The sequence below is a fragment of the Plantibacter sp. MPB07 genome, from assembly GCF_046619465.1.
GTDB classification, from domain to species: domain Bacteria; phylum Actinomycetota; class Actinomycetes; order Actinomycetales; family Microbacteriaceae; genus Plantibacter; species Plantibacter auratus.
Map to the genome: position 1 here is coordinate 1809513 of NZ_CP177043.1, position 23171 is coordinate 1832683.

The following is a 23171-nucleotide window of genomic DNA, read 5'->3' on the forward strand; positions in this document are numbered from 1 at the left end:
GACGATGACCTCGACCCAGGCCCCGGCGGCCACCAGCACACCGAGCCCGGTGCTCTTCGAGGCGCTCGCCGCGCTCGGCAGCAGCGCAGACGACCCGTTCATCCCGGCGGACGCGCCATTCAGCCCCGAGCAGCGGGTCTGGCTCGCCGGATTCCTGGCGGGGGTCCGCTCCAGCGCGATCGATGTCACCGACGCCGGTGGCCGGACACCGCAGCTCGCCCTGCACGTGCTCGTCGGCACGCAGACGGGCACCGCGGAGGCCATCGCAGAGGATCTCGGCCGAGCCGCCTCCGGCTACGGTGTGGCGGTGACGACGATCGGACTCGACGACGTCGAGGTGGACCGGCTCCCGGCGATGGGACACGTCGTCGTCATCACCTCCACCTACGGCGAAGGTGAGATGCCCGACAACGCCGAACTGTTCTGGGAGACGCTCCAGGCGAGCACCGCACCACGCCTCGACGGCCTGAAGTTCTCCGTGCTCGCGCTCGGCGACTCCGGATACGACGGGTTCTGCCAGGCGGGCAAACTCATCGACACGCGCCTGGAGCAGCTCGGCGCGGAACGCATCCTCGCCCGCGTGGACTGCGACGTCGACTACGAGGAGCCCGCCGCGGCGTGGACCACGCAGGCCCTGTCGCTCTTCGGCGCCCTCGCCCCGACGGACGCCGATGCCGCATCCGCTCCCGCGCCGGCCGCCAAACCGGCGAAGAAGCCCGGCCGCACGCGTTCACCGTGGACACGCAAGACGCCGTACGGCGCGACCCTCGCCGTCAACCGCGTCCTCTCCGGGCCGGCCTCGTCGAAGGAGATCCGGCACTACGAGTTCGACCTTGGCGACAGCGGCATCGAGTACGCGGCGGGCGACGCCCTCGGCGTCATGCCGAGCAACGACCCGGCGCTCGTCGATGCCATCATTGCCGAACTGGATGCGACCGCGGACGAGTCGGTCGACGGCTCGACCCTGGCGGAACGGCTCACCCACGGGTTCGAGATCCGGACCCCTTCGAAGGACCTCGTGGCCGAGCTCGCGGACCGCGCGCCCGACTCGGAGCTCGCCGGCATCCTGGCGCTCGCCCAGGCGGAGACGCTCGACTCCTGGTTGCGCGAACGGGACATCCTGGACCTCCTGCGCTCCACGTCCGTGCGGTTCGACGCCGAGTCGCTCCTCGACGTCCTGCGTCCCCTCCAGCACCGCGCCTACTCGATCTCGTCCAGCCCGCTGGCTGCCGACGGGCGGGTGCACCTCACCGTGGCGAGCGTCCGCTACGCCGTCGGTGACCGGGCCCACGGCGGCGTCGCGTCGACGCACCTCGCCGACCGGGTCGCCGAGGGCGGGACGAGCGGGATCTTCGTCTCGGCCAACGCCGGCTTCCGGGTGCCCTCGGATGACGATGCGCCGCTCATCATGGTCGGCCCGGGAACCGGGATCGCGCCGTTCCGCTCGTTCCTGCAAGAGCGCCGCGAGCGCGGGGCCACCGGTCGGAACTGGCTGTTCTTCGGCGACCAGCACCGGGCGCACGACTTCATCTACGAGGACGAACTGGGCGAGCTGCTCACCGGAGGGGTGCTCGACCGCCTCGACCTCGCGTTCTCCCGGGACCAGCGAGAGAAGGTGTACGTCCAGACCCGGATGCGCGAGAACGGCAAGGAGCTCTACGCCTGGCTGGAGGAGGGCGGCCACTTCGCCGTCTGCGGTGACGCCTCCCGGATGGCGAAGGACGTCGACCAGGCGCTGCACGAGCTCATCGCCGAACACGGCGGGCGTTCGACGGAGGCCGCGGCCGAGTACGTGCACACGCTGAAGCGCGAGAAGCGCTACATCCGCGACGTGTACTGAGCCACACCTCGACCGGTCCCCGAGCACCCCACGCGGTCCCTGAGCTTGTCGAAGGGCGGTCAGGCGTTCTCGGCGCCGAGCAGCGCTGCGGCGGCACGTGCCTCGTACACGACGTCGTCGAGGTCGTCGCCCGCGACGTTGACGTGGCCGACCTTGCGCCCGGGGCGCGGGTCCTTCCCGTAGTTGTGCACCTTCGCCAGCGGGTGCGCACCGAGGACCTGCGGGTAGCGGTCGTCGAGCGTCCCCTCGGCAGGCCCGCCGAGCACGTTCACCATGACGGTCCAATCGCGGTGGCAGCCCGTCGAGCCGAGGGGCAGGTCGAGGACGGCGCGCAGGTGCTGCTCGAACTGGCTCGTGACGCTGCCGTCCTGCGTCCAGTGCCCACTGTTGTGCGGACGCATGGCGAGTTCGTTGATGAGCAGGCGGTCGTCGTCGGTCTCGAACAGTTCGACGGCCAGGACGCCCGTCACCCCGAGCGCGGTCGCGACGGTCACGGCGATCTCCTCCGCGGTGTCGGCGAGCCGACCAGCCGAGCCGGGCGCCGGAGCGATGACCTCGCTGCACACCCCACCGAGCTGCACGGTCTCGACGACGCGCCACGGCACCACCTCGCCGGACGGGCGCCGGGCGACGAGCTGGGCGAGCTCGCGCCGGAACGACACCAGCTCCTCGACGAGCAGTGCTCCGCCGTTGGCGTCCTCGGAGAGCGCCGTGAACCAGTCGTCGACCTCGTTCGGTCCATGGACGACACGGACGCCCTTGCCGTCGTAGCCACCACGTGGCGTCTTCACGACGCCCTTCCCACCGTGCTCGGCGAGGAAGGCGGCAAGCTCCTCCTGATCGTGCACGCGCGCCCAGTCGGGCACCGGCAGTCCGAGCTCCGTCAGGCGTTCGCGCATGAGCAGCTTGTCCTGGGCGACGGCGAGCGCGTCCGGTCCCGGGTGCACCTGCACACCGGCGTCGACGAGTGCCCGCAGGACGTGCTGCGGCACGTGCTCGTGGTCGAAGGTGATGACATCGACCGTCTCGGCGAAGGCGAGCACCGTGTCGGCGTCGCGGTAGTCGCCCACCTCGACGGTGGCGAGCCGGGCGGACATGCCCTCCTGCTCGGCGAGCACGCGGATGTCGAGCCCGAGGTTCACGGCCGCAGGCACCATCATCCTGGCCAGCTGACCGCCGCCGATCACTCCGACGCGAATGCTCATGGGTTCACTCCAGCTCTCCGGCGACCGGCCGGCGGGTCTCGTTTCGGCAGGCGGGACGGGCGGATCCGGAGGCGGATCGGCGGGTGCCCCGACTCGAACATCGTACCGGCCGGGCGCGCCCCGCACCGGTCAGCGTCGGACCGGTGGCTGCTGCATCGGAGGCGGTGCTGCCGGGTACGGCGCGGCGATGCTCTGGTTCTCCGCGACGAGCTCGTGCAGGGCGTTCTGGACGAGGACCGCACCGGGCACGTCCCTCAGGACGACCGGCACCTCGCCACCGCTCGTCACCCGGACGTTGCCGCTCCCGAAGGCGCTCTGCACCCAACTCTTGTGCACCGTGATGCCGTAGCCGCGGGCGTGGTAGAGCTCCTGGCGCGTCCGCACGAAGAACCCGCGACGGACGATCAGTCGCCGGGTCGTGATCACGTAACGGACCGACAGCCAGGCGATGAACGGCAGGACGCAGGCGACCAGCACGATCACCCCGCCGCCGATCAGGACGGCCCAGTTCTGCCACTCGAGGTCGAACGAGCCGAAGAAGTACGCACCGGCGCCGCTCACCGCGATGAGCAGGAGGGCGGGGAGCAGGAGCCGCCGGGCATGCGGACGCAGGCGTGCGACCACACGTTCGGTCGCCGCCGCGGGAGGAGCCGGCCTGCCCGGCCCCGTCATACCGGGATCAGCCATACTCCCATTCTTAGCAGTCGCGGGAACCCGCCGCCTGCTCCCACCCCGCCCGTCGGCGATCCCGAACATCCGTGCATCGGCCGCCCGGCTAGCATGAAGGCGTGAAACCGGCCGACAGCACCGCACCGACGGCGCAGCAACCCGGCGTGGTCGGGTCGTTCCTCGAGGGGATCGGCATCCTCTTCGGCGGGTTCCGCCTCTGGGGCACCTCGCCGAAGCGCATGCTGCTCGGCATGATCCCCGCCGCGATCGTGGGCGTCGTGTTCATCGCGTTGCTCGTCGTCCTCGGCGTCAACGCCGCCACGATCGTCGACTGGGCGACACCGTTCGCCGACACCTGGGACGAGCCGTACCGCTCGTCCATCCGGGTGGCCGCCGCGGTGGCGTTGGTGGCCGTCGCCGTCGTGGTGATGCTGTACGCCTACGCCGCAGCGACGCTCCTCGTCGGCGACCCCTTCTACGAGCGGATCTGGGCCGACGTCGAACGCACCCTCGGCGACGCTCCTCCGGAGTCGGGTGAGTCCGCCTGGCGCGGAATCCTCACCGGTGTCACCCGGGCACTCGGCCTGCTCCTGCTCACCATCCCGACGGCGGCCGTCCTCTTCCTCCTCGGCTTCGTCCCGGTGATCGGCCAGACGGTGGTCCCGGTGCTCGGGCTCGCCGTGAGCGGTTGGTTCCTCGCCCTCGAACTGACGGGCTACGCGTTCGACGCGAGGGGGTTGTCGTTGCGCGACCGCCGCCAGGTCCTCGCCAGGAGACGCGCCCGCACCCTGGGCTTCGGGATGACGGTCGCGATCCTCTTCCTCGTGCCGGTCCTGTCCGTGCTGGTCATGCCGGCAGCCGTCTCCGGCGCGACGGTGCTCGCACGCCGGTCCCTCAGCGAACAGGCGGGAACGCTCAGCGCACGTGCGTGACGTCGCCGGCCGCCACCGCGACCGGCGCACCACCGTCGGTCGGTCGGACGACGAGCCGCCCGTCCGCGTCGATCCGCTCGGCCGTGCCGGTCAGGACGTCGCCGCCGGGGAGTTCCACCCGCACCGAGCTGTCCAATGTCACGCATCGCTCGGTGACCGCCGCTCGGAGCCCACTGGCCTCGGCGTCACCGGACGCGGCCAGGTAGGCGTCGTACAGGGCGCCGAACGCACGCAGGTAGCCGACGAGGACGGTGTCCGGGTCAGGATCGGCGAGGCCGGCGAGCGCGAGCGAGGTGGACCGGTCGGTCGGCAGTTCCTCGGCACGCTGACGGAGGTTGACGCCGGTCCCGAGGATCACCGCGTCCCCGCTCGGCAGCAGCTCGGCGAGGATGCCGGACACCTTCCGGCCGCCGATGAGGACGTCGTTCGGCCACTTCACGTCGGCGGGCACCCCGAGCTCCCGGAGTGATTCTGCGAGCGCCGCACCGGCGAGGAGCGGGAGCCAGCCGTAGGCCTGCAGCGGGAGCGGATCACCCGACGGAGTGACCGGCCGGAGCAGGACCGAGACGGCGAGTGACGTGCCGGGTGGCACCGTCCACACGCGACCGAGGCGGCCTCGTCCCCCGCGCTGGTCGTCGGTGAGGACCACCGAGCGGTCGGGCCACGCGTCGCCGCCGTCCTCGCGCACGCGTCGGGCGAGTTCGTCGTTGGTGGAGCCGGCGTGGGCGAGGATCTCGAGGCGTGGCACGAGGGCGGCGGTGAGGGGCAGATCCATGGCACAACCCTACTGAGGCCGGTCGTCGGCGCCTGCGTCGCCCGCCGGCACGCTTGGACGATGCCGACAACGGATCGGCGCGCCGCTTGTACCCGATCGTCAACGGGTCGGCCGGGGGACCACCGGGTAAGGTGAAAGCGTGACCGACGAAACCACCTCCGGCCCTGACCTGTACACGACGGCCGGGAAGCTCGCCGACCTCAAGAACCGCTATCACGAGGCCGTGACGGCGAGCGGCGAAGCCGCCATCGAGAAGCAGCACAAGAAGGGCAAGCTCACCGCGCGGGAGCGGATCGAGCAGCTGCTCGACCACGGCAGCTTCGTCGAACTCGACGAGTTCGTGCGGCACCGCACGACCGCCTTCGGCATGGACCGCTCACGGCCGTACGGCGATGCCGTCGTCACCGGCACCGGCACCATCCACGGCCGCCAGGTCGCCGTGTACTCGCAGGACTTCACCATCTTCGGCGGTTCGCTCGGCGAGGTCGCCGGCGACAAGATCATCAAGATCATGGACCTCGCGTTGAAGACGGGCGTCCCGATCATCGGCATGCTCGACTCCGGCGGCGCGCGCATCCAGGAGGGGGTCGTCGCGCTCGGCAAGTACGGCGAGATCTTCCGACGCAACACGCAGGCCTCCGGGGTCATCCCGCAGATCTCCATCATCATGGGTCCGGCGGCCGGCGGCGCCGTCTACTCCCCCGCGCTCACCGACTTCGTCATCATGGTCGACAAGACGAGCCAGATGTTCGTCACAGGCCCCGACGTCATCAAGACCGTCACGGGCGAGGACGTCGGCATGGAGGAGCTCGGCGGCGGGTACACGCACAACACCCGCTCGGGCGTCGCCCACTACCTCGCGAGCGACGAGCCGGACGCCCTCGACTACGCCCGCACCCTCGTCGGCTTCCTGCCCGACAACAACCTGTCCGAGGCCACGGTCTTCGACGTCGAGGTGGAGCTCGAGACGACGGACGAGGACCGCCGACTCAACACCCTCATCCCCGACTCGCCGAACCAGCCCTACGACGTGAAGACCGTCATCGAGCACGTCGTCGACGACGCCGACTTCCTCGAGGTCCAGCCGCTCTTCGCCCCGAACATCGTCATCGGCTTCGCGCGCGTCGAGGGACGGTCGGTCGGCGTCATCGCCAACCAGCCCTCCCAGATGGCCGGGACGCTCAACATCGAAGCGGGCGAGAAGGCGAGTCGGTTCGTCCGGTTCTGCGACGCGTTCAGCATCCCGATCCTCACCCTGGTCGACGTCCCCGGCTACCTGCCCGGCACCGACCAGGAGTGGACCGGCGTCATCCGCCGCGGCGCGAAGCTCCTCTACGCCTACGCCGAGGCCACGGTGCCCCTGGTGACCGTCATCCTGCGGAAGGCCTACGGCGGCGCCTACATCGTCATGGGCTCGAAGCAGCTCGGAGCCGACATCAACCTCGCCTGGCCCACGGCCGAGATCGCGGTCATGGGTGGGCAGGGTGCCGTCAACATCCTGTACCGCGGCGAGATCAAGCGGGCCGAGGAGGCCGGCGAGGACGTCGCCGCCGTGCGCACGCGCCTCGCGAACGAGTACACCTACAACGTGGCGAGCCCGTTCCTGGCCGCCGAGCGCGGCGAGCTGGACGGCGTCATCGAGCCGGCGGCCACGCGGGTCTCGGTCATCAAGGCGCTCCGCGCGCTCCGGACGAAGCGTGCGAGCCTGCCCGCCAAGAAGCACGGGAACATCCCGCTGTGAGCACCGGCACCGAGCCGAGCCCGACCGAGCCGTCGTCGATCGATCTCCGGATCGAGCGCGGTACGCCCACCGATGAGGAGCTCGCGGCACTCACCGCGGTGCTGAGCGTGGCGATCGCCGAACAGGCGCTGCGCGACGCCGACACCGCCCCGGCACCTCGCGTCCCGTCGACGTGGGAGCGGACGAGGCGGAACCTCCGCACGGGGATCACCGTGGGCCCAGGACACTGGCGCGCGTTCACGGGCTGAGCCGTCTCGACGGAGGACCCACGCCGGTTGCCCCTCGCGGCTCGCGGTGCTGTCCCCCATTCGTGTCCTCCATAGTGCCGACTGTTGGGGGTACCCCTGATGGAGGATCATCATTCTCGAAAGTTGCGTCTCATCGAGACCACTTCACCAGCTCCTGCTCCATCTAGGGTAAGCGGGCAGGAGTTCGGGGGCGGGTCAGAGCGGTATTCGGGTTACCGCTCTGACCCACGAACGTCACGGAGGGCCAGCATCGGGTGCTGGCCCTCCTTTCGTTCGTCCAGGACCAGGCACGTCGACAGGCTCAGTCGCGGGGAGCGGTTCGCTCGGATGCGTCCGGCTCATGCGCTCGTCGAAGGGCGCATGAGGAACCTCCCGCTCCGGTGATCCTCTCCCGGTCCCTGGCAACCCCCTCCCGTCCCTGAGCAGCCTCCTCCGGTCCCTGAGCAACCCCCTCCGGTCCCTGAGCAACCCCCTCCGGTCCCTGAGCCTGTCGAAGGGCACACGAAGAACCTCCCGCTCCGGTGATCCTCTTCCGGTCCCTGAGCAACCTTCTCCGGTCCCTGAGCTTGTCGAAGGGCACACGAGCAACTTCCACAACCAACTCGACTCGGCATCTGGAATGTCAGTGGTTCGTGGTGGACTTGTTCCATGACCGAGACCACCCTCACCGCGATCCGCGCGAGCGACGAGCACGCCGCGCGCCTCGCGGAGTTCTCGGACCACTACGCGGACATCCAGCGGCGGCGTGCTGCTCTGGACGCCGAGGAGGCCCGGCTCCTTGCCCGCTCTGCCGCCTACGCGGACGCCTTCGCAGACGTCACGGTTCCGGCGATCTTCCCGCCGGCCGAACGGCAGGCGCTCTCGCGCCGCTCGACCTGCGCGGCCCTCGCGATGGCAACCCGAACGCCCGAGCAGACGGTCCAGCGGGCGACGAACGACGCCGAGCGCCTCGTGAACGACGCGCCCGCCGTGCTCGCGTCCCTCGAGGTCGGCCGCATCTCGGCGCGGCACGCGCAGACGATCATCGACCAACTCAGCGACGTGCCGACCGCAGGGCGGGCGGCGTTCCTCGCTGAGGTCCTGCCGGTCGCGGAAGAGTCCACCAACGCGAACCTCCGCAGACGCGCCCGCGTCCTCCGCGAGCGCCTTCACCCCGAGTCCATTACGGCACGCGCCCGGCGGTCCGAGGCGGACCGCCGGGTGGAGTTCGAGCCGGCAGCGGACGGCATGGCGTGGGTACACCTGTTCACCACCGCGCCCATCGCGCAAGGCCTCGCGGAGCGGGTCGAAGCGGCTGCCGCGGAGTCACGCAAGGCCGGTGACACCCGCACGTGCGCCCAACTGCAGGCCGACGCCCTCGCGGCGCTCGCGCTCAGCGGCGTCACGCCTGACGACGTGACGTTGAGCCCAGTGCTCCCGCACCCCATCGAGGTCCAGGAACACATCAAGCCGACCGTGCAGATCACCGTCCCGGCGCTCAGTATGGCCGGCGTCAGCGACGCACCGGCCATGCTGGACGGGTACGGCCCCATCGACCCGGAGACCGCCGCACGCATCGCGGTGAACGCACCCAGCTTCACCCGGATCCTCGTCCAGCCAGAGACGGGTGCGGTGCTCTCCGTCGGGCGCAGCCAGTACCGGGTCCCGGCCGACCTGCAACGCGCGGTACGCCTCCGGGACGGCACTTGTCGGGCACCGGGCTGCGGGAGGCGCGCCCGAGCCTGCGACCTCGACCATTCGGTCGCCTGGGAGGACGGCGGGACGACGGATGTCGGTAACCTCGCGTGTCTCTGCAGACATCATCACCGGATGAAGCACCTGCCCGGATGGAACCTCGACCACGGGCCCGGCGGGGCGCTCGAGTGGACTACACCTGACGGGAAGCGCCATCGGACGGAACCGGACCCCGCCCCGTTCTGACCGCTGCCTGTCCCTGAGCTGCGTCGCACTGAGCTTGTCGACGTGTCGAAGGGGTTCTCGTGGGCACTTCGACAGGCTCAGTGACCGGGAGAGGTTCACCGGGAACGATTCGGTCCCTGAGCCTGTCGAAGGGTACTCAGGTCGCGCCGGTTCTGTGGACGGCGGCGGTCCACCCGGAGTAGCTCCGGTCCCTGAGCAATGCCGCACTGAGCCTGTCGAAGGGTGTTGCACCGTCGAAGCGGTTCAGCCCTCGTCGGACACGCCGACCGCGCCCACGCCGGCACGGGAGCCGTCGCGCGGGATCTCGAGCCAGACGTCGAGTTCCTCGTCGTCGTCGTCCGGACCCGCAGCGACGCCCGGATCGCGGTGCACCGCGCGCAGGCCGACCACGGTCACCGCGACGCGCTCGTCGTCCGGGACGCTCCGCACGATGAGGCGGGTGGCTTGCGAGGCGGCGAGCGCTTCGGCGATCTGCTCGTGGATCGCATCGAGGACGCCGGCGTCCAGCTCCTCGAGGCCGCCTTCGTCCAGCATGTTCACGATCGCTCCGCGCCGTCGGGCCGCGAGCACCTCGGACCGGACCGGGTCGCTCAGGAGGTGACGCCCGCGGATCTCGTCGCGGAGACTGGCCTCCAGCGTGCGGCACTCCGTGCGATCGGCCACGGAGAGCCTGCCGCCGTTGGCGATGATCGTACGCAGCATCGGGGTCGCGAGGCGGCCCGTCTGGCTGAGGCGTCGTCGCCGCTCGTGCACGTGCGCGTACTGCGCCGCCTGCCAGTCCGAGGTCGCATGCTCCGCCTGGGTGAGGCGCTCGGCGTCGTGCTGCGCCCCGGCGATCGATCGGGTGAGCACACTCGCGAGGATGACCCAGATGAGGCTGCCCGTGACGCCCATCCCGAGCGCCAGTCCCGGACCCGCCCAGAGGAGCGACTGGACCGTGAGGAAGACGATCCCGATGTACGCGACCGCCTCCCGCTGCCGGACCACGGTGATCGTCATCAGCGTCCCGATCGACGCGACGTGCCAGGTGGCGTACCCGTTGTTCCGCGTGGGGTCGAGCTGGCTGGTCACCAGTAACGGGACGATGATCGCGGTCGCGAGGTTGATGCTCGCGAGCCACGACGGCATGCGCGTCGTGCCCATCGGCCAGAGACTCAGGACGCTCGCGACGGCGTAGACGAGCATCGCGATGAGGACCGGGACGACGTCGCGGGGTGTCTCGAGCGTCAGCGCCGCACGGAGCAGGTGGTACGCCGAGAACAGGGCGGCGAGGATGACGAGGGCGTACCGCGGTGCCGGGGTCACGAGCCGTGCTCCGGTGACCACTCGATGCGGATGACGGCACCCTCACCCGGACGGGAGATCACCGTCGAGCGGCCGCCGACCGCGGCGACGCGCTCGACGATCGAGACCTTCAGCCCGAGGCGCTCCTCGGCGACCTGCTCGGGGCAGAACCCGACGCCGTCGTCACCGACGATGACGCAGACGCCACCGGAGACCGTGCCCTCGATCGACAGGCTCCGTGCCGCTCCCGAACCCGCGTGCTCGACGCTGTTGACCATCGCCTGCACCGTCGCCCAGTAGACCGCGTTGGCGACCGTGACGGGCAGGACCCGGCCGGAGGCCCCCTCGACCGTGACGGAGAACGGTTCACCGAGCATCGACGCGGCCGCACGCAGCCGTTCGATGAGCTCGGCGAGACCGGTGACCTCGTCCTCGTTCGTCATCGGAGCGCCGACGCCCTCGAGTTGCTCGATCGCGACCCGCGCCATCATGACGGCGAGCGCCTCCGACTTCGGGGTCAGCGCCCGATCCGCGGCGAGCAGGGAGGCGAGGACGCTGTCGTGGACGATCGAGTCGACCTCCACGCGCTCCACCTCCGTGGCGTGCTGCTTGACGGCCGCGTCGTAGGTGGCGAGGGCGGCCGCCCTCGCGGTGTCGACCCGACCGGCCAGCACGCGGAACAGCCCGACGAGCACGACGATGAGCCCACCGATGATCGTCGCGTAGGACGCGTCGAGCGCCCCGATCTCGAAGGACGCGGGCGCGAAGTCCGCGTCGATCACGCGGTTGACCCCGTACATCACCGAGGTCACCACGAGGTACACGATGGCACCCCGCAACTGCAGCGGGATGCAGGCGAACGCGACGGCGATCGTGCAGAGGTACCAGATCCACGGTTCCTGGTTGATGTCGGTCGACGCCTCGGCGTTGACCGCCGGCCAGATGAGCAGCGCCACGAAGAACACGGCGGCGAAGACGCCCGAGGCGATCCGGTGGTGCCACAGGAAGAGGCAGCAGACGATCGCGGCGAACATCGTCCCGAACACGAGCGCGACGTAGACCACACCGAACCAACCCGTGATCTGCACGCCCTGCCCGAGCGTCGTGAACGCCGTCTGCAGACCGAAGACGAGTCCGATGATCGCGACCGATCGGCCGAGGAGGCGTTCGAAGTTCGCGGTGTTCAGCATCCGGCGCTGAGCCTGGGCATCCTTCGGGATCGCGGTGATCGCGGGGTGCCTGGTCGGTGCCCGGAAGCTAGGAGACATCCGTCCCGCCTTGATCGAGGCCGGGGAGGATCCCGTCCTCGACCGCTCGGCGGAGCAGGTCGACCTTCGTCGGTGCCGGGCGACCCACCTCGACGTACTTCACCCGGATGCGGTCGATGTGTTCGCGGGCCGTGGAGTAGGCGATGCCGAGCTGCATGGCGACGGTCTTCAGCGGCAGGCCGGACGCGTAGAGGTGCAGGACGTCGCGCTCACGACGGCCCAGCTGCGCGCGGGCGAAGTCGCTGTCGGCGTCGATCGCGCTCGCCCACTCGATGTTGTTGAGCGCCTCACCGCGGGCGACCGTGCCGATCGCCGCGATGACCGTGTCCGTCGGTGACGACTTCGGGATCACCCCGGACGCGCCTGCGGCCAGCGCCTCGCGGACGAGCGCGACCCGGTCGGCGATGGAGTGGATGAGGACGTGGGCGCCGACCGCCTGCACCGCGTGGATGTTCGAGGTCGGCGTGCTGCCGTCGGACAGCGAGAGGTCGAGCACGACGACGTCGGGCACCACACCGTTCAACGCGGCGATGCACTCGACGGCGGTCGGGGCACTCGCCACGACCTGATACCCGGCGTGCGCGCACACCGCTTCGATCCCGAGTCGGACGGACTCGTGGTCATCAATGATTGCGACTGTCACCACGGCACCATCGTAGCGAGTGCCGGACCCGCCGGGCACGACGGTCGTGTCGCGAGTCTCCACCGTCGGCCCAGACCGGCTCAAGCCGTGCGGCTGAAGCCGGCCACGGCCTCGAGGTGGTGGGTGTTGGGGAAGAGGTCGTACCCGGCGAGGTGGTCGAGCTCGTATCCCTGCTCCGCGAGGAGGGCGACGTCGCGGGACAGCGCGATGGGGTCGCAGGCGACGTAGACGATCGAAGCGGGGCGGAGTTCACCGAGCATCGCGACGATCTCAGCACCCGCACCTGAGCGGGGCGGGTCGAGCACGACGGTCGCGGTGGCGTATCGGGACCGCTCGATGCGGCTCCCCGAGGCGATCTCCGACCGGAGGAACGCGTCGACCTTGGCCGTGACGGCCTGTGCGCCCACCCACTCGGACAGGTTCTCGCCCGCGTACTCGGTGGCGCGTTCGTCACTCTCCACGGTCGTGATGCGGGTGGTGGAGCCGAAGCGGTCCCCCACGCCCGCGGCCAGGAGGCCGACGCCGCCGTAGAGGTCGAGGTTCGCGGCGCGCGGGTCGAAGCGCGCGTCGTCGATGGCCGCCGACACCGCCTGCTGGAGGGTCGTCGCAGCCTGACGGTGGACCTGCCAGAATCCGTTCGCGTCGACGATGAACTCGCGCTCGCCGACGAGCTCGCGGATCGGGTCTGCCGCGGGACGGACCGGCTTCGGTCCCCCGCGTCGACCGCGCCCGCCACCGCGTCGGCGGTCGCCGCCTCCCGCCTCGTCCGCACGCGTCAGGACGCGGACCGCCCCGGTCGAGGAGGCGACGATGTCGATGGAGGTGGTGCCGTGCGGCAGCTCCTCGAGCTTGGCCGCTTCGGCCACCGCTTCGATCGCGAGCGGCAGGTCGTCGACGGGGACGACGTGGTGGGACCTCGAGGCGTAGGGGCCGATGTTGCCGTGCTGGTCGACGTGCAGGGAGACCCGCGTCCGCCACCGGGTGCCGTCGGCCGTCTCGCCGTCGACCGCGGCGACCGTGAACTCGGGAGCGACGCCGGCGAACCGCTCGAGCCCTTCCGAGAGGACCTGGTGCTTCAACGCGCGCTGGTGGGCGAGCTCGATGTGTCCGAACTCCGCTCCCCCGGCCCGCTCGCTCGGCTCGCGGTCGACGGAGGCCTCGGCCCAGACGTGCGGACGGCGGTGCTCGGACGGCGTGAGGACCTCCAGGGTCTCCGCCCGCCAGAAGCGCTTCTCGTTCTCGTCGACGATGCGCGCCCGCACGCGCTCACCGGGGAGCGTGTCGGGGACGAAGACCACCCGGCCTTCGTGCCGGGCGACGAAGACACCCCCGTGGGCTACGTTGGTGATGTCCAGTTCCACGGTGCGTGCAGTCGTCGTGCTCATGCGTCGAGCATGTCACACGGGCGGCCGCGGGGAGTCCACCGTCCACTGCAGAAGGAACCGTCATGCGCCTCACGCTCGCCTCCACGTCACCGGCCAGACTCGCCCTGCTGCGGTCGAGTGGCATCGAGCCGATCGTCGTCCCGTCGTCGGTCGACGAGGAACAGGCCGTCGACGATGCGACCCGCGCCGCGGGTGCCCCCCTCGCCCCCGACGAGGTCGTGGCCCTCCTCGCCCGCGCGAAGGCGGAGGCCGCTCTGGCCGTCGTGCGCGAACGTGGCGACGCGGCCGACCTCATCCTCGGCGGCGACTCGGTGTTCGTCCTCGACGGCGTCGTCCACGGCAAGCCCCACACCCCCGAGCGCGCCCGCGAACGCTGGCACGCCCAGCGCGGCCGGACGGGGACCCTGTACTCCGGTCACTGGCTCATCGACTGCACCGGCGCCTCGCCGGTCGGGATCGGTGCGGTCGCGAGCGCCGAGGTGTCCTTCGCCGACGACCTCGACGACGCCGAGATCGACGCCTACATCGCATCGGGCGAGCCCCTGGCGGTGGCGGGGGCGTTCACGATCGACAGTCTGGGTGCCGCCTTCATCACCCGCATCGAGGGCGATCCGTCGACCGTCGTCGGCCTCTCGCTCCCGACCCTGCGGCGTCTCGTCCGCACGCTGGGACACGACTGGCACGAGCTCCGCAACCGGCGCGGCGCCCTCTGACACCCCAGCACTTGTAGAGGCGACACGTCGTTCCTGCGGCTTTTTTGTGCGTGTGAGCCAAAGGCTCACCCGGGCCTCCCGGTAGGCTCGTGGACTGTGCCACGTATAACCAAGGTCCTCATCGCCAACCGTGGCGAGATCGCCGTCCGCGTCATCCGAGCCGCGAAGGACAGCGGGATCGCCTCCGTCGCCGTCTACGCCGACCAGGATCGCGACGCCATGCACGCCCGTCTCGCCGACGAGGCCTACGCCCTCGACGGGACGACGAGCGCGGAGACGTACCTCGTCATCGACAAGCTCCTGTCCATCGCCCGACGGTCCGGCGCCGACGCCGTCCACCCGGGCTACGGCTTCCTCGCCGAGAACGCTGACTTCGCGCGTGCCGTCATGGCCGCCGGGCTGATCTGGATCGGCCCGTCGCCCGAGGCCATCGAGCGGCTCGGCGACAAGGTCTCGGCCCGCCACGTGGCCGAGAAGGTGGGCGCTCCGCTCGCCCCCGGCACGCTCAACCCCGTCTCGGGTGCCGAGGAGGTGCTCGACTTCGTCGACATCCACGGCCTGCCCGTCGCCATCAAGGCGGCCTTCGGCGGCGGCGGTCGCGGCCTCAAGGTCGCCCGTGAGCGCGAGGAGGTCGCCGAGCTCTTCGAGTCCGCCACCCGCGAGGCCATCGCAGCGTTCGGACGGGGCGAGTGCTTCGTCGAGAAGTACCTCGACCAGCCGCGCCATGTCGAGACACAGTGCCTCGCCGACGCACACGGCAACGTGGTCGTCGTCTCCACCCGCGACTGCTCGCTGCAGCGTCGCCACCAGAAGCTCGTCGAAGAGGCACCGGCACCCTTCCTCACCGACGACCAGGTGACGGAGCTCTACCGCGCGTCGAAGGCGATCCTCAAGGAGGTCGGCTACCTCGGCGCCGGCACCTGCGAGTTCCTCATCGGCAAGGACGGCACCGTCTCCTTCCTCGAGGTCAACACCCGCCTGCAGGTCGAGCACCCGGTCTCCGAGGAGATCACCGGCATCGACCTCGTCCGCGAGCAGTTCCGCCTCGCCGAGGGCGGCGTCCTCGACTACGACGACCCGCAGCCGAGCGGCCACTCCTTCGAGTTCCGCATCAACGGCGAGGACCCGGGACGCGGCTTCCTCCCGCAGCCGGGCCCGATCCACGTCTTCAAGACCTTCGGGGGCCCCGGTGTCCGCCTCGACTCCGGCGTCACGGCCGGCGACACGATCTCGGGGGCGTTCGACTCGCTCCTCGGCAAGATCATCGTCACGGGACGCACCCGCGAGGAGGCGCTCGAGCGCAGTCGTCGCGCGCTCGACGAGTTCGAGGTCGCCGGCCTCCCCACCGTCATCCCCTTCCACCGCAAGATCGTCCGCGACCCCGCGTTCACCGCGGAGGACGGCACCTTCGGTGTCTACACCCGATGGATCGAGACGGAGTTCGTCAACGACATCGAGCCCTGGGACGGATCCATCGATGCACAGCAGGCACCCGCCGCCCGCTCGACGGTGGTCGTCGAGGTCGGCGGCAAGCGGCTCGAGGTCAGCCTTCCGGGCGGACAGCTGGGGCTGAACGTCGGTGCACCGGTCGCCGCTCCCGCCCCGCACCGCCGCGGTGGTGCAGCGGTGGTCTCGGGTGCGACCGGTGATTCGGTCTCGGCGCCCATGCAGGCGACCATCGTGAAGCTCGCGGTCGCCGAGGGCGATGTCGTCGTGAAGGGCGACCTCGTCGTCGTCCTCGAGGCGATGAAGATGGAACAGCCCATCACGGCGCACAAGGACGGCACGGTCGGCGCGATCGACGCGACGGTCGGCGCCACGGTCTCCTCGGGTCACCAGCTCCTCACCATCAGCTGACCCAACCGGCGCCTTCGGGCGTCGCATCGGACCCGGCGACGATACGCTGAACAGGTGTCAGCAGCCGACCTCCTCGAAGATGCGTTGGATCGTGTGGCGGACTTCGACGCCGCCGGTGCGATCGCGCTGCTCGAGGCAGAGCCGCACGCGGCGTCCGATCCCCGCGTCCTCGCCCTCCTGTCCTACGCCCGGTTCACCACCGCCGACTTCGCGAGTTGTCGCCGGGACGCGGTGGACGCGCTCGCCGCCTCGACGGACTCCGACCGGACGACACGCCTGCTCGTGCTCGGGGCGGCCGGGCTGGCCCTCGGATCGGACCGCTCGTCCGGCTCGGAGCTGGAGGGGTGCTTCGCGGAGGCGGACGCCCTCGTCGACGACGGCGGCGACCTCGAGCCGACCCTGGCCTGGCTCGTCGGGTATCTGCTGGTCGAGGGTGCCGTCGTCAACGTCCTGATCCACGCCGCCCGGCGCTTCGCCGACGCGTTCGCCGACGACATCGCCGCCACCCCGGGCCGCTTGTACCGGACGCTCGTCGACGGGGTCCTCGCCCGCCTCCTACTCAACGAGGGACGCGTCGCCGACGCAGAGGCCGCCGCGCTCGCGATGTTCGAGCGGGCCGGGAGCGGACCGACCGCGCTGTACGCGGAGGCCGTGCAGTGCCTCGTCGCCGGGAACCGTGCTGAGCAGGGGGCGACCAGGACACTCGCACGCCGCGTCCGCCAGGCCATCCCCGAGCCCACGGGCGCCTTCCAGACGACGTGCTACCTCCTCGTCGGCTACGGTCTCGCCGCCCTCGCGGACGACCACGGAGCCGCAGCCCTCGCGCGGAGCGCCTCGGGGAACGACTTCAGCGGCCTGTCCGTCCAGGACCGCGCCCTCGCGATCGAGCTGCTCGTCTCGAGCGCCTTCCTCGACCGCGACCTCGTCGAATCGGAACGCCTCATCGGCTTCATCGCCGCCGATGTCGACCGCAGGGTCCCCGGGCCGGCCATCCTCCGGATGCAGTGCAAGCTCGAACTCCTCCGCGGACGACCCGCCGAGGCGCTGGCGCTCGCGCGCACGGCGACCACCCGCGCGTTGGTCGACGGCCGCATGCTGGAAGCCGGGATCGGCGAGATCCTCGCGACGCGTGCCCTCATCGCCATGTCCGACCGGACGCAGGCCGTCCGTGAGCTGGCCGCGCTCGCCGAGCAGGCGGTCCTCGGCGGGCACACCGCCGCGACCCGCTCCGCCGCCCGGGAGCTGAAGGCGATCGGCCGACGTCTCGCGCCGGTCGCCGGATCCGGTTGGGACGGACTGTCGCCCCGTGAACGCGAGGTCGCCCTGCTCTCCGCGGAGGGCAACTCGACGGCGGAGATCGCGTCCGTCCTCCAGCTCTCCTCGCGCACGGTCGACGCGCACGTCACCCGGGTGCTCGCCGCGTTCGGGATCGTGTCCCGCCGCCAGCTCCCCTCTCGGCTCCCGGCCACGCTGCCGTTGACCGCCGTCCCCGTCCCGACCGCGCCGCTGACGCCCCGACAGCGGGACCTCACCGAACTCGTCGCGGACGGCCTGTCGAACGACGAGATCGCGACGGCCCTCGGCATCTCCCGCAAGACCGTGGAGAAGCATCTGAGCGCCGTCTTCCAGGCCTGGGGCGTGCGCTCGCGGGTCGCCGTCGCACGCATCGTGCTCGCGAACCGCGATCGGTGAACTCCGGCGTCTCAGCGCCGGTTCGACGAGGACGACGCCTATTCGACGATGTGCATGGCGCGCGCAGCATCGGTGATCGACCCGGTGAGTGACGGGTAGACCGTGAAGGCACGTGCCACCTGGTCGACGTTCAGCCGTTGCTCGACCGCGAGGGCGAGCGGGAAGATGAGCTCGCTGGCCTTCGGGGCGACGATGACCCCGCCGATGACCGTCCCGCTGCCGGTCCGCGCGAACAGCTTGACGAAACCGTCCTTGATGCCCATCATCTTCGCGCGCGGGTTCTGGGCGAGGGGCAGCTTGTAGATCTCGCCCTGGGCGATGCCGTCCTCGATCTGCTTCTGGGTCCAGCCGACAGTCGCGATCTCGGGCTGCGTGAAGATGTTCGCGGCGACGTTGCGGATCTCGGTCGGGTTCACCGCGTCGCCCATCGCGTGCAGCATCGAGGTGCGACCCTGCATCGACGCGACGGACGCGAGCGGCAGGAAGGTCGTGCAGTCACCGGCGGCGTAGATGTTGGGGACGCTCGTGCGGGCCACCCGGTTCACACGGATGTGCCCGGAATCGGTCAGCTGCACGCCAGCCTCCTCGAGACCGATCCCGGCGGTGTTGGGCACCGAACCGACCGCCATGAGGCAGTGCGAACCCTCGACCGTGCGCCCGTCGGAGAGCGTGGCGACGACGCCGGTCTCGGTCCGTGTGACGGAGTCGGCCCGCGACTTCGACAGGACCGTCATGCCGTTGCGCTTGAAGACGTTCTCGATGACCGCCGCGGCATCGGCGTCCTCACCGGGCAGCACCTGGTCGCGGCTCGAGATGAGCGTGACCTTCGAGCCGAGCGCCGTGTAGGCGGAGGCGAACTCGGCGCCGGTGACGCCCGAGCCGACGACGATGAGGTGCTCGGGGACGGAGGTGAGGTTGTAGAGCTGCGTCCAGGTGAGGATGCGCTCGCCGTCCGGCAGGGCGGAGGGCAACTGGCGCGGGCTCGCGCCGACGGAGACGACGACGGTGTCAGCCTCGATGCGGTCGAAGTCGGTGCCGCCGGACAGGTCGGTCGAGACGATGACCTCGTTCGGTCCGTCGAGCCGCCCCTGACCGTTGACGATGCGGACACCGGCACGGATGAGACTCGCCCGCATGTCCTCGGACTGCTGGCGGGCCAATCCGAGCAGCCGTTTGTTGACGGCGGCCAGGTTCACGGCGACCTCGGGACGGCTGGGCTTCCCGGTGGTCTCCGAGCGGACGAAGAACTGCACACCGAGGTCGGCCGCCTCGCCGATGGCCCCGACCGCGTCGGCCGTGGCGATGAGGCTCTTGGACGGGACGACGTCGGTGATGACCGCCGCGCCGCCGACGCCCGTGCGCTCCACAAGCGTGACGTCGGCCCCGAGCTGTGCCCCGGCGAGGGCAGCCTCGTACCCGCCGGGTCCGCCTCCGATGATCGCCACTCGCTGCTTGCGTTCGAACTCGTAGGCCATGCGTCCATTCTCGCGCGCCACCAGGGGCGGGACCAAACCCGTTCGGGCCTGCGGCGGTGGGCATCGTGCGCGGATGAGCGGGGTCGGCACGGTTGGGCGGCGGCCCCGCCCCTGTCTAGAGTGAGAGGATGTCCGAAACCTCTGCGAACCCACTCGATCTGTCCGATGTCGATCCCTTCGAGATCGCCCGCGAAGCCGCCGGCCAGATCGCTGAGAAGACCGGCGTGGAACGCCACGACATCGCACTCACCCTCGGCAGCGGCTGGGGCAAGGCGGCCGACCTGATCGGCGAGACGACGGCGACGATCCCGGCCTCCGAGATCGTCGGCTTCTCGAAGCCGGCGCTCGAGGGCCATGTGGGCACCCTGCGCTCCGTCCTGCTCCCGAGCGGGAAGCGTGCGCTCGTCATCGGCGCCAGGACGCACTACTACGAGAACCACGGCGTCCGCCGTGTCGTGCACAGCGTGCGGACGGCCGCTGCGGCCGGCGCGGGCATCATGGTGCTGACGAACGGCGCAGGCGGCATCAAGGACCACTGGACGCCCGGCACGCCGGTGCTGATCAGCGACCACATCAACCTCACGGCCGACTCGCCGCTTGAGGGCGCGACGTTCATCGACCTCACCGACCTCTACGCCAAGCGGCTGCGGGACATCGCGCACAGCGTCGCTCCGGAGCTCGACGAAGGCGTCTACACGCAGTTCCGCGGACCGCACTACGAGACCCCGGCCGAGGTCCAGATGGCGAAGGCGATCGGCGGCCACATCGTCGGCATGTCGACCGCGCTCGAGGCGATCGCCGCACGTCAGGCCGGCATGGAGGTCCTCGGGATGTCGCTCATCACCAACCTCGCCGCCGGCATCCAGCAGACGCCGCTCAGCCACGCCGAGGTCATCGAAGCCGGCCAGGCGGCCGAGCCGGTGATCAGCAAGCTCCTCGCGCAGATCGTCGCGGCCCTGTGAGCGAGGCGACGAGCCTGCTCACGACCGCCGAGGCCTGGCTCGCCCAGGATCCCGACGACGAGACCCGGGCGGAACTGGCAGGCCTCGTCGAACGCGCCCGGGTGTCCGACGACGTGGCCGTCGCCGAGCTGCACGACCGCTTCGACACCCGACTGCAATTCGGCACTGCCGGGCTCCGCGGTCGCATCGAGGCCGGCTCCAACCGGATGAACCGGGTTCTCGTGTCGCAGGCCGCGGCCGGGCTCGCCGCCTACCTGATCGAGCAGGCGCCGGAAGGGGTGACGCCGAGCGTCGTCATCGGATACGACGGCCGGAAGAACTCCGCCGTGTTCGCCAGCGACACCGCCGAGCTGATGGCCGGTGCCGGTGTCCGCGCAATCCTGCTCCCACGGCTCCTCCCGACGCCCGTCCTCGCGTTCGCCGTGCGGTTCTTCGACGCCTCCGCCGGAGTCATGGTGACCGCGAGTCACAATCCGCCCGCCGACAACGGCTACAAGGTGTACCTGGGCGGTGAGCACGACGGGTCCCAGATCGTCTCCCCCGCCGACGCGGCCATCGCCGCCCACATCGGGCGCATCGCCGAGACGGCGCTCGTCCAGGACCTCCCGCGCAACGACGGGTTCGAGATCGCGGGCGAGGACGTCGTCGACGCCTATGTCGCCGAGACCGCGGCCGTCGCTCCCGCCCCGGCGGGCGGCCAGCTGCGCGTCGTCTACACGGCCATGCACGGCGTGGGTTGGGAGACGACCCGACGCGTCCTCGAGACGGCCGGTTACCCGGCACCGGAACTCGTCACCGAGCAGATCGATCCCGATCCCACCTTCCGGACCGTCAGCTTCCCGAACCCGGAAGAGCCGGGCGCACTCGACCTGTCCTTCGCGACGGCGCGAGCAGTCGGCGCCGACCTCATCATCGCCAACGACCCCGATGCCGACCGCCTGGCGATCGCGATCCCCGACGACGCGGCGCCGTCGGGGTTCCGTCGACTCACCGGCAACGAGGTCGGTCTCCTCCTCGGCTGGCGGGCCGCCCAGGCCGCCAGAGCCGCACTCGACGGCGACGCGGCACCCGAGGGCACGCTCGCGTGCTCGATCGTCTCCTCCCCCGCCCTGCGCATCGTCGCCGAGGCGCACGGCCTCGAGTTCCGGGAGACGCTCACCGGGTTCAAGTGGATCTCCCGGACGCCGGGCATGGTCTTCGGCTTCGAGGAGGCCCTCGGCTACCTCGTGAACCCCGGGACCGTGCGCGACAAGGACGGCATCTCGGCCGCCGTGGCGTTCCTCGGTCTCGCGACGGCGTCGGCGCAGGCGGGCGAGAGCGTCGCGGGGCTCCTCGACCGGTTCGCGGACACCTTCGGTTCCTTCGGCAGCGACCAGATCTCCATCCGCTACGCGGAGCTCAGCCGCATCGGCGAGGTCATGTCCGGGCTCCGGGCACTCCCGCCGACGGAGCTCGCGGGAGCCCGGGTGACCCGGATCGACGACCTCGCCGACGGCTTCGAGGCGCTCCCGCCGAGCGACGTCCTGCGCGTCTGGCTCGACGACGGCACCCGGGTCATGATCCGGCCGAGCGGCACGGAACCGAAGCTCAAGGTGTACGTCGACGTCCAGTCCGCCGACGGCGACGCCGCCGAGCGGGCGGCGACGGTCACCGCGCGGCTCGCCGCGCTGCGGACGGATCTCACGGCGCTCGTCTCCTAGCGCCTCGACGGGCTGAGCGGCCTGACGGGTGCGGCCCGGAGACCGGGCCGCACCCGTCAGCCGATGGCGCGTTCGAGCTTCTCGGTGAGTTCGGCGAGGTCGAAGTAGTTGTCGATGACGACGATGTCGGCGAAGGTCTTGCCGATGCGCTCGACGAGTTCCGGCGAGGTCAGGATCACCTGGGCGTCGGCCGCGGTCGTGCCGAGGCTCTCGATGTCGCCGGCGACAACGTCGGCCTCGAGGTCGAGGCGTTCGAGCGCGCGTTCGGCGTTGAGCTTGAGGATCGCGGAGGAGCCGACTCCCGAACCGCAGACGGCGACGATCTTCATGCCTGGTCTCCGATGCTCAGGGGGGACGCACCGAACACGGCCCGCACCTCGTCGAGCGTCGTGGCCGCTGCGAGCCGCGGGATGGCGGTCTCGTCGTTGAAGACGTTGGCGATCTCCGCCACCCAGCCCACGTGCGACTCGGCGGTGGTGACGGCGAGGCCGAGGACCACCGAGACGGGGTCGTTGTGGGGATGGCCGAACCGGACCGGAGCAGCCAGGGTCGCGACGACGAGGGCGTCGTCGTGGACGTCGGCACCCGGTCGGGCGTGCGCGAGCGCCAGGCCCGGCGCGATCACGACGTATGCGCCGAACTCCTCGACGACGTCGATCATCCGCTGGGTGTACGCGGCGTCCGTCGCGTGGGTGTCGGACAGCAGCGCTCCGGCTACGCGGATGGCCTCGCGCCAGTCGTCGGCTTCGACGTGGAGCGCGACGCTGGCTTCGGACAGTTCTGGGAGTGGCATCGCTTCAATCAGAGGATCGGTCGACCCGAATGGATCGGAACCATCGTAACGCTCCGAGGCTGGAAGCCT

General features: G+C 70.7%; 20 protein-coding genes. 10 read left to right on the forward strand and 10 right to left on the reverse strand.

The window, feature by feature from the left end:
* Positions 1 to 4 precede the first annotated feature (4 nt).
* Positions 5 to 1840 (forward strand): sulfite reductase subunit alpha, encoded by a 1836-nt coding sequence (locus ACLIME_RS08400; RefSeq protein ID WP_411558638.1) that lies wholly within the window; start codon positions 5 to 7, stop codon positions 1838 to 1840.
* A 59-nt stretch (positions 1841 to 1899) separates the two neighbouring features.
* On the opposite strand, the gene ACLIME_RS08405 is transcribed toward ACLIME_RS08400, so the two are convergent.
* The gene (locus ACLIME_RS08405) at positions 1900 to 3045 is read right to left on the reverse strand and encodes a 5-(carboxyamino)imidazole ribonucleotide synthase (RefSeq protein ID WP_124769697.1); all 1146 of its coding nucleotides are present in this window, start codon (positions 3043 to 3045) and stop codon (positions 1900 to 1902) included.
* A 129-nt stretch (positions 3046 to 3174) separates the two neighbouring features.
* Positions 3175 to 3732: a PH domain-containing protein gene (locus tag ACLIME_RS08410; RefSeq protein ID WP_231884331.1), complete on the reverse strand. Its 558-nt coding sequence runs from the start codon at positions 3730 to 3732 to the stop codon at positions 3175 to 3177.
* A gap of 101 nt (positions 3733 to 3833) precedes the next feature.
* On the opposite strand from ACLIME_RS08410, the gene ACLIME_RS08415 reads away from it, so the two are divergent.
* The gene (locus tag ACLIME_RS08415; RefSeq protein ID WP_411558640.1) at positions 3834 to 4646 is read left to right on the forward strand and encodes an EI24 domain-containing protein; all 813 of its coding nucleotides are present in this window, start codon (positions 3834 to 3836) and stop codon (positions 4644 to 4646) included.
* On the opposite strand, the gene ACLIME_RS08420 is transcribed toward ACLIME_RS08415, so the two are convergent.
* Positions 4630 to 5421, reverse strand: a complete 792-nt coding sequence (locus ACLIME_RS08420) for a biotin--[acetyl-CoA-carboxylase] ligase (RefSeq protein WP_192006821.1) — start codon at positions 5419 to 5421, stop codon at positions 4630 to 4632. The genes ACLIME_RS08415 and ACLIME_RS08420 overlap by 17 nt on opposite strands.
* A gap of 139 nt (positions 5422 to 5560) precedes the next feature.
* On the opposite strand from ACLIME_RS08420, the gene ACLIME_RS08425 reads away from it, so the two are divergent.
* The 3 genes from ACLIME_RS08425 to ACLIME_RS08435 all read left to right on the forward strand — a co-directional run bounded on the left by ACLIME_RS08425 (position 5561) and on the right by ACLIME_RS08435 (position 9330).
* Positions 5561 to 7162, forward strand: coding sequence for an acyl-CoA carboxylase subunit beta (locus ACLIME_RS08425; RefSeq protein WP_071262519.1), 1602 nt, complete (start codon positions 5561 to 5563; stop codon positions 7160 to 7162).
* On the forward strand, positions 7159 to 7410 hold the full coding sequence (locus tag ACLIME_RS08430) for an acyl-CoA carboxylase subunit epsilon (RefSeq protein WP_411558641.1): 252 nt from the start codon (positions 7159 to 7161) through the stop codon (positions 7408 to 7410). The genes ACLIME_RS08425 and ACLIME_RS08430 overlap by 4 nt, the downstream gene beginning before the upstream one ends.
* 648 nt (positions 7411 to 8058) lie before the next feature.
* A complete protein-coding gene (locus ACLIME_RS08435) occupies positions 8059 to 9330 on the forward strand; it encodes a DUF222 domain-containing protein (protein WP_411558642.1) in 1272 nt (423 codons plus the stop codon).
* A gap of 243 nt (positions 9331 to 9573) precedes the next feature.
* Here ACLIME_RS08435 and ACLIME_RS08440 read toward each other — a convergent pair whose 3' ends face one another.
* From ACLIME_RS08440 to ACLIME_RS08455, 4 genes are all read right to left on the reverse strand, one after another.
* A complete protein-coding gene (locus ACLIME_RS08440) occupies positions 9574 to 10635 on the reverse strand; it encodes a hypothetical protein (RefSeq protein WP_411558643.1) in 1062 nt (353 codons plus the stop codon).
* Positions 10632 to 11882 carry a sensor histidine kinase gene (locus tag ACLIME_RS08445; protein WP_124769703.1) on the reverse strand — a complete coding sequence of 417 codons (1251 nt, stop codon included), beginning with the start codon at positions 11880 to 11882 and terminating at the stop codon, positions 10632 to 10634. Before ACLIME_RS08445 ends, ACLIME_RS08440 begins: the two co-directional genes overlap by 4 nt.
* Positions 11872 to 12528: a response regulator transcription factor gene (locus tag ACLIME_RS08450; protein WP_064294846.1), complete on the reverse strand. Its 657-nt coding sequence runs from the start codon at positions 12526 to 12528 to the stop codon at positions 11872 to 11874. Before ACLIME_RS08450 ends, ACLIME_RS08445 begins: the two co-directional genes overlap by 11 nt.
* A gap of 77 nt (positions 12529 to 12605) precedes the next feature.
* Positions 12606 to 13910 (reverse strand): class I SAM-dependent RNA methyltransferase, encoded by a 1305-nt coding sequence (locus ACLIME_RS08455; RefSeq protein WP_411558644.1) that lies wholly within the window; start codon positions 13908 to 13910, stop codon positions 12606 to 12608.
* Positions 13911 to 13972: 62 nt separating this feature from the next.
* Here ACLIME_RS08455 and ACLIME_RS08460 point away from each other — a divergent pair, with 62 nt between their 5' ends.
* The 3 genes from ACLIME_RS08460 (at position 13973) to ACLIME_RS08470 (ending at position 18172) form a co-directional block, all read left to right on the forward strand.
* Positions 13973 to 14623 carry a Maf family protein gene (locus ACLIME_RS08460; protein ID WP_079002868.1) on the forward strand — a complete coding sequence of 217 codons (651 nt, stop codon included), beginning with the start codon at positions 13973 to 13975 and terminating at the stop codon, positions 14621 to 14623.
* A gap of 96 nt (positions 14624 to 14719) precedes the next feature.
* On the forward strand, positions 14720 to 16480 hold the full coding sequence (locus tag ACLIME_RS08465; protein WP_079707321.1) for a biotin carboxylase N-terminal domain-containing protein: 1761 nt from the start codon (positions 14720 to 14722) through the stop codon (positions 16478 to 16480).
* A gap of 54 nt (positions 16481 to 16534) precedes the next feature.
* Positions 16535 to 18172 (forward strand): LuxR C-terminal-related transcriptional regulator, encoded by a 1638-nt coding sequence (locus ACLIME_RS08470; protein WP_411558645.1) that lies wholly within the window; start codon positions 16535 to 16537, stop codon positions 18170 to 18172.
* 38 nt (positions 18173 to 18210) lie between these two features.
* On the opposite strand, the gene ACLIME_RS08475 is transcribed toward ACLIME_RS08470, so the two are convergent.
* On the reverse strand, positions 18211 to 19647 hold the full coding sequence (locus ACLIME_RS08475) for an NAD(P)H-quinone dehydrogenase (RefSeq protein WP_079707323.1): 1437 nt from the start codon (positions 19645 to 19647) through the stop codon (positions 18211 to 18213).
* Positions 19648 to 19775: 128 nt separating this feature from the next.
* Between ACLIME_RS08475 and ACLIME_RS08480 the strand changes: the two genes are divergently transcribed.
* Complete coding sequence (locus ACLIME_RS08480; protein WP_079707324.1) at positions 19776 to 20609, forward strand: purine-nucleoside phosphorylase; 834 nt, start codon at positions 19776 to 19778, stop codon at positions 20607 to 20609.
* The gene (locus tag ACLIME_RS08485; protein WP_411558646.1) at positions 20606 to 22309 is read left to right on the forward strand and encodes a phospho-sugar mutase; all 1704 of its coding nucleotides are present in this window, start codon (positions 20606 to 20608) and stop codon (positions 22307 to 22309) included. Before ACLIME_RS08480 ends, ACLIME_RS08485 begins: the two co-directional genes overlap by 4 nt.
* Positions 22310 to 22365: 56 nt before the next feature.
* Here ACLIME_RS08485 and ACLIME_RS08490 read toward each other — a convergent pair whose 3' ends face one another.
* Both ACLIME_RS08490 and ACLIME_RS08495 read right to left on the reverse strand, forming a co-directional pair.
* Positions 22366 to 22638 (reverse strand): PTS sugar transporter subunit IIB, encoded by a 273-nt coding sequence (locus ACLIME_RS08490; protein ID WP_064294838.1) that lies wholly within the window; start codon positions 22636 to 22638, stop codon positions 22366 to 22368.
* The gene (locus ACLIME_RS08495) at positions 22635 to 23102 is read right to left on the reverse strand and encodes a PTS sugar transporter subunit IIA (protein ID WP_124769707.1); all 468 of its coding nucleotides are present in this window, start codon (positions 23100 to 23102) and stop codon (positions 22635 to 22637) included. The genes ACLIME_RS08490 and ACLIME_RS08495 overlap by 4 nt, the downstream gene beginning before the upstream one ends.
* Between the last annotated feature and the right edge of the window lie 69 nt (positions 23103 to 23171).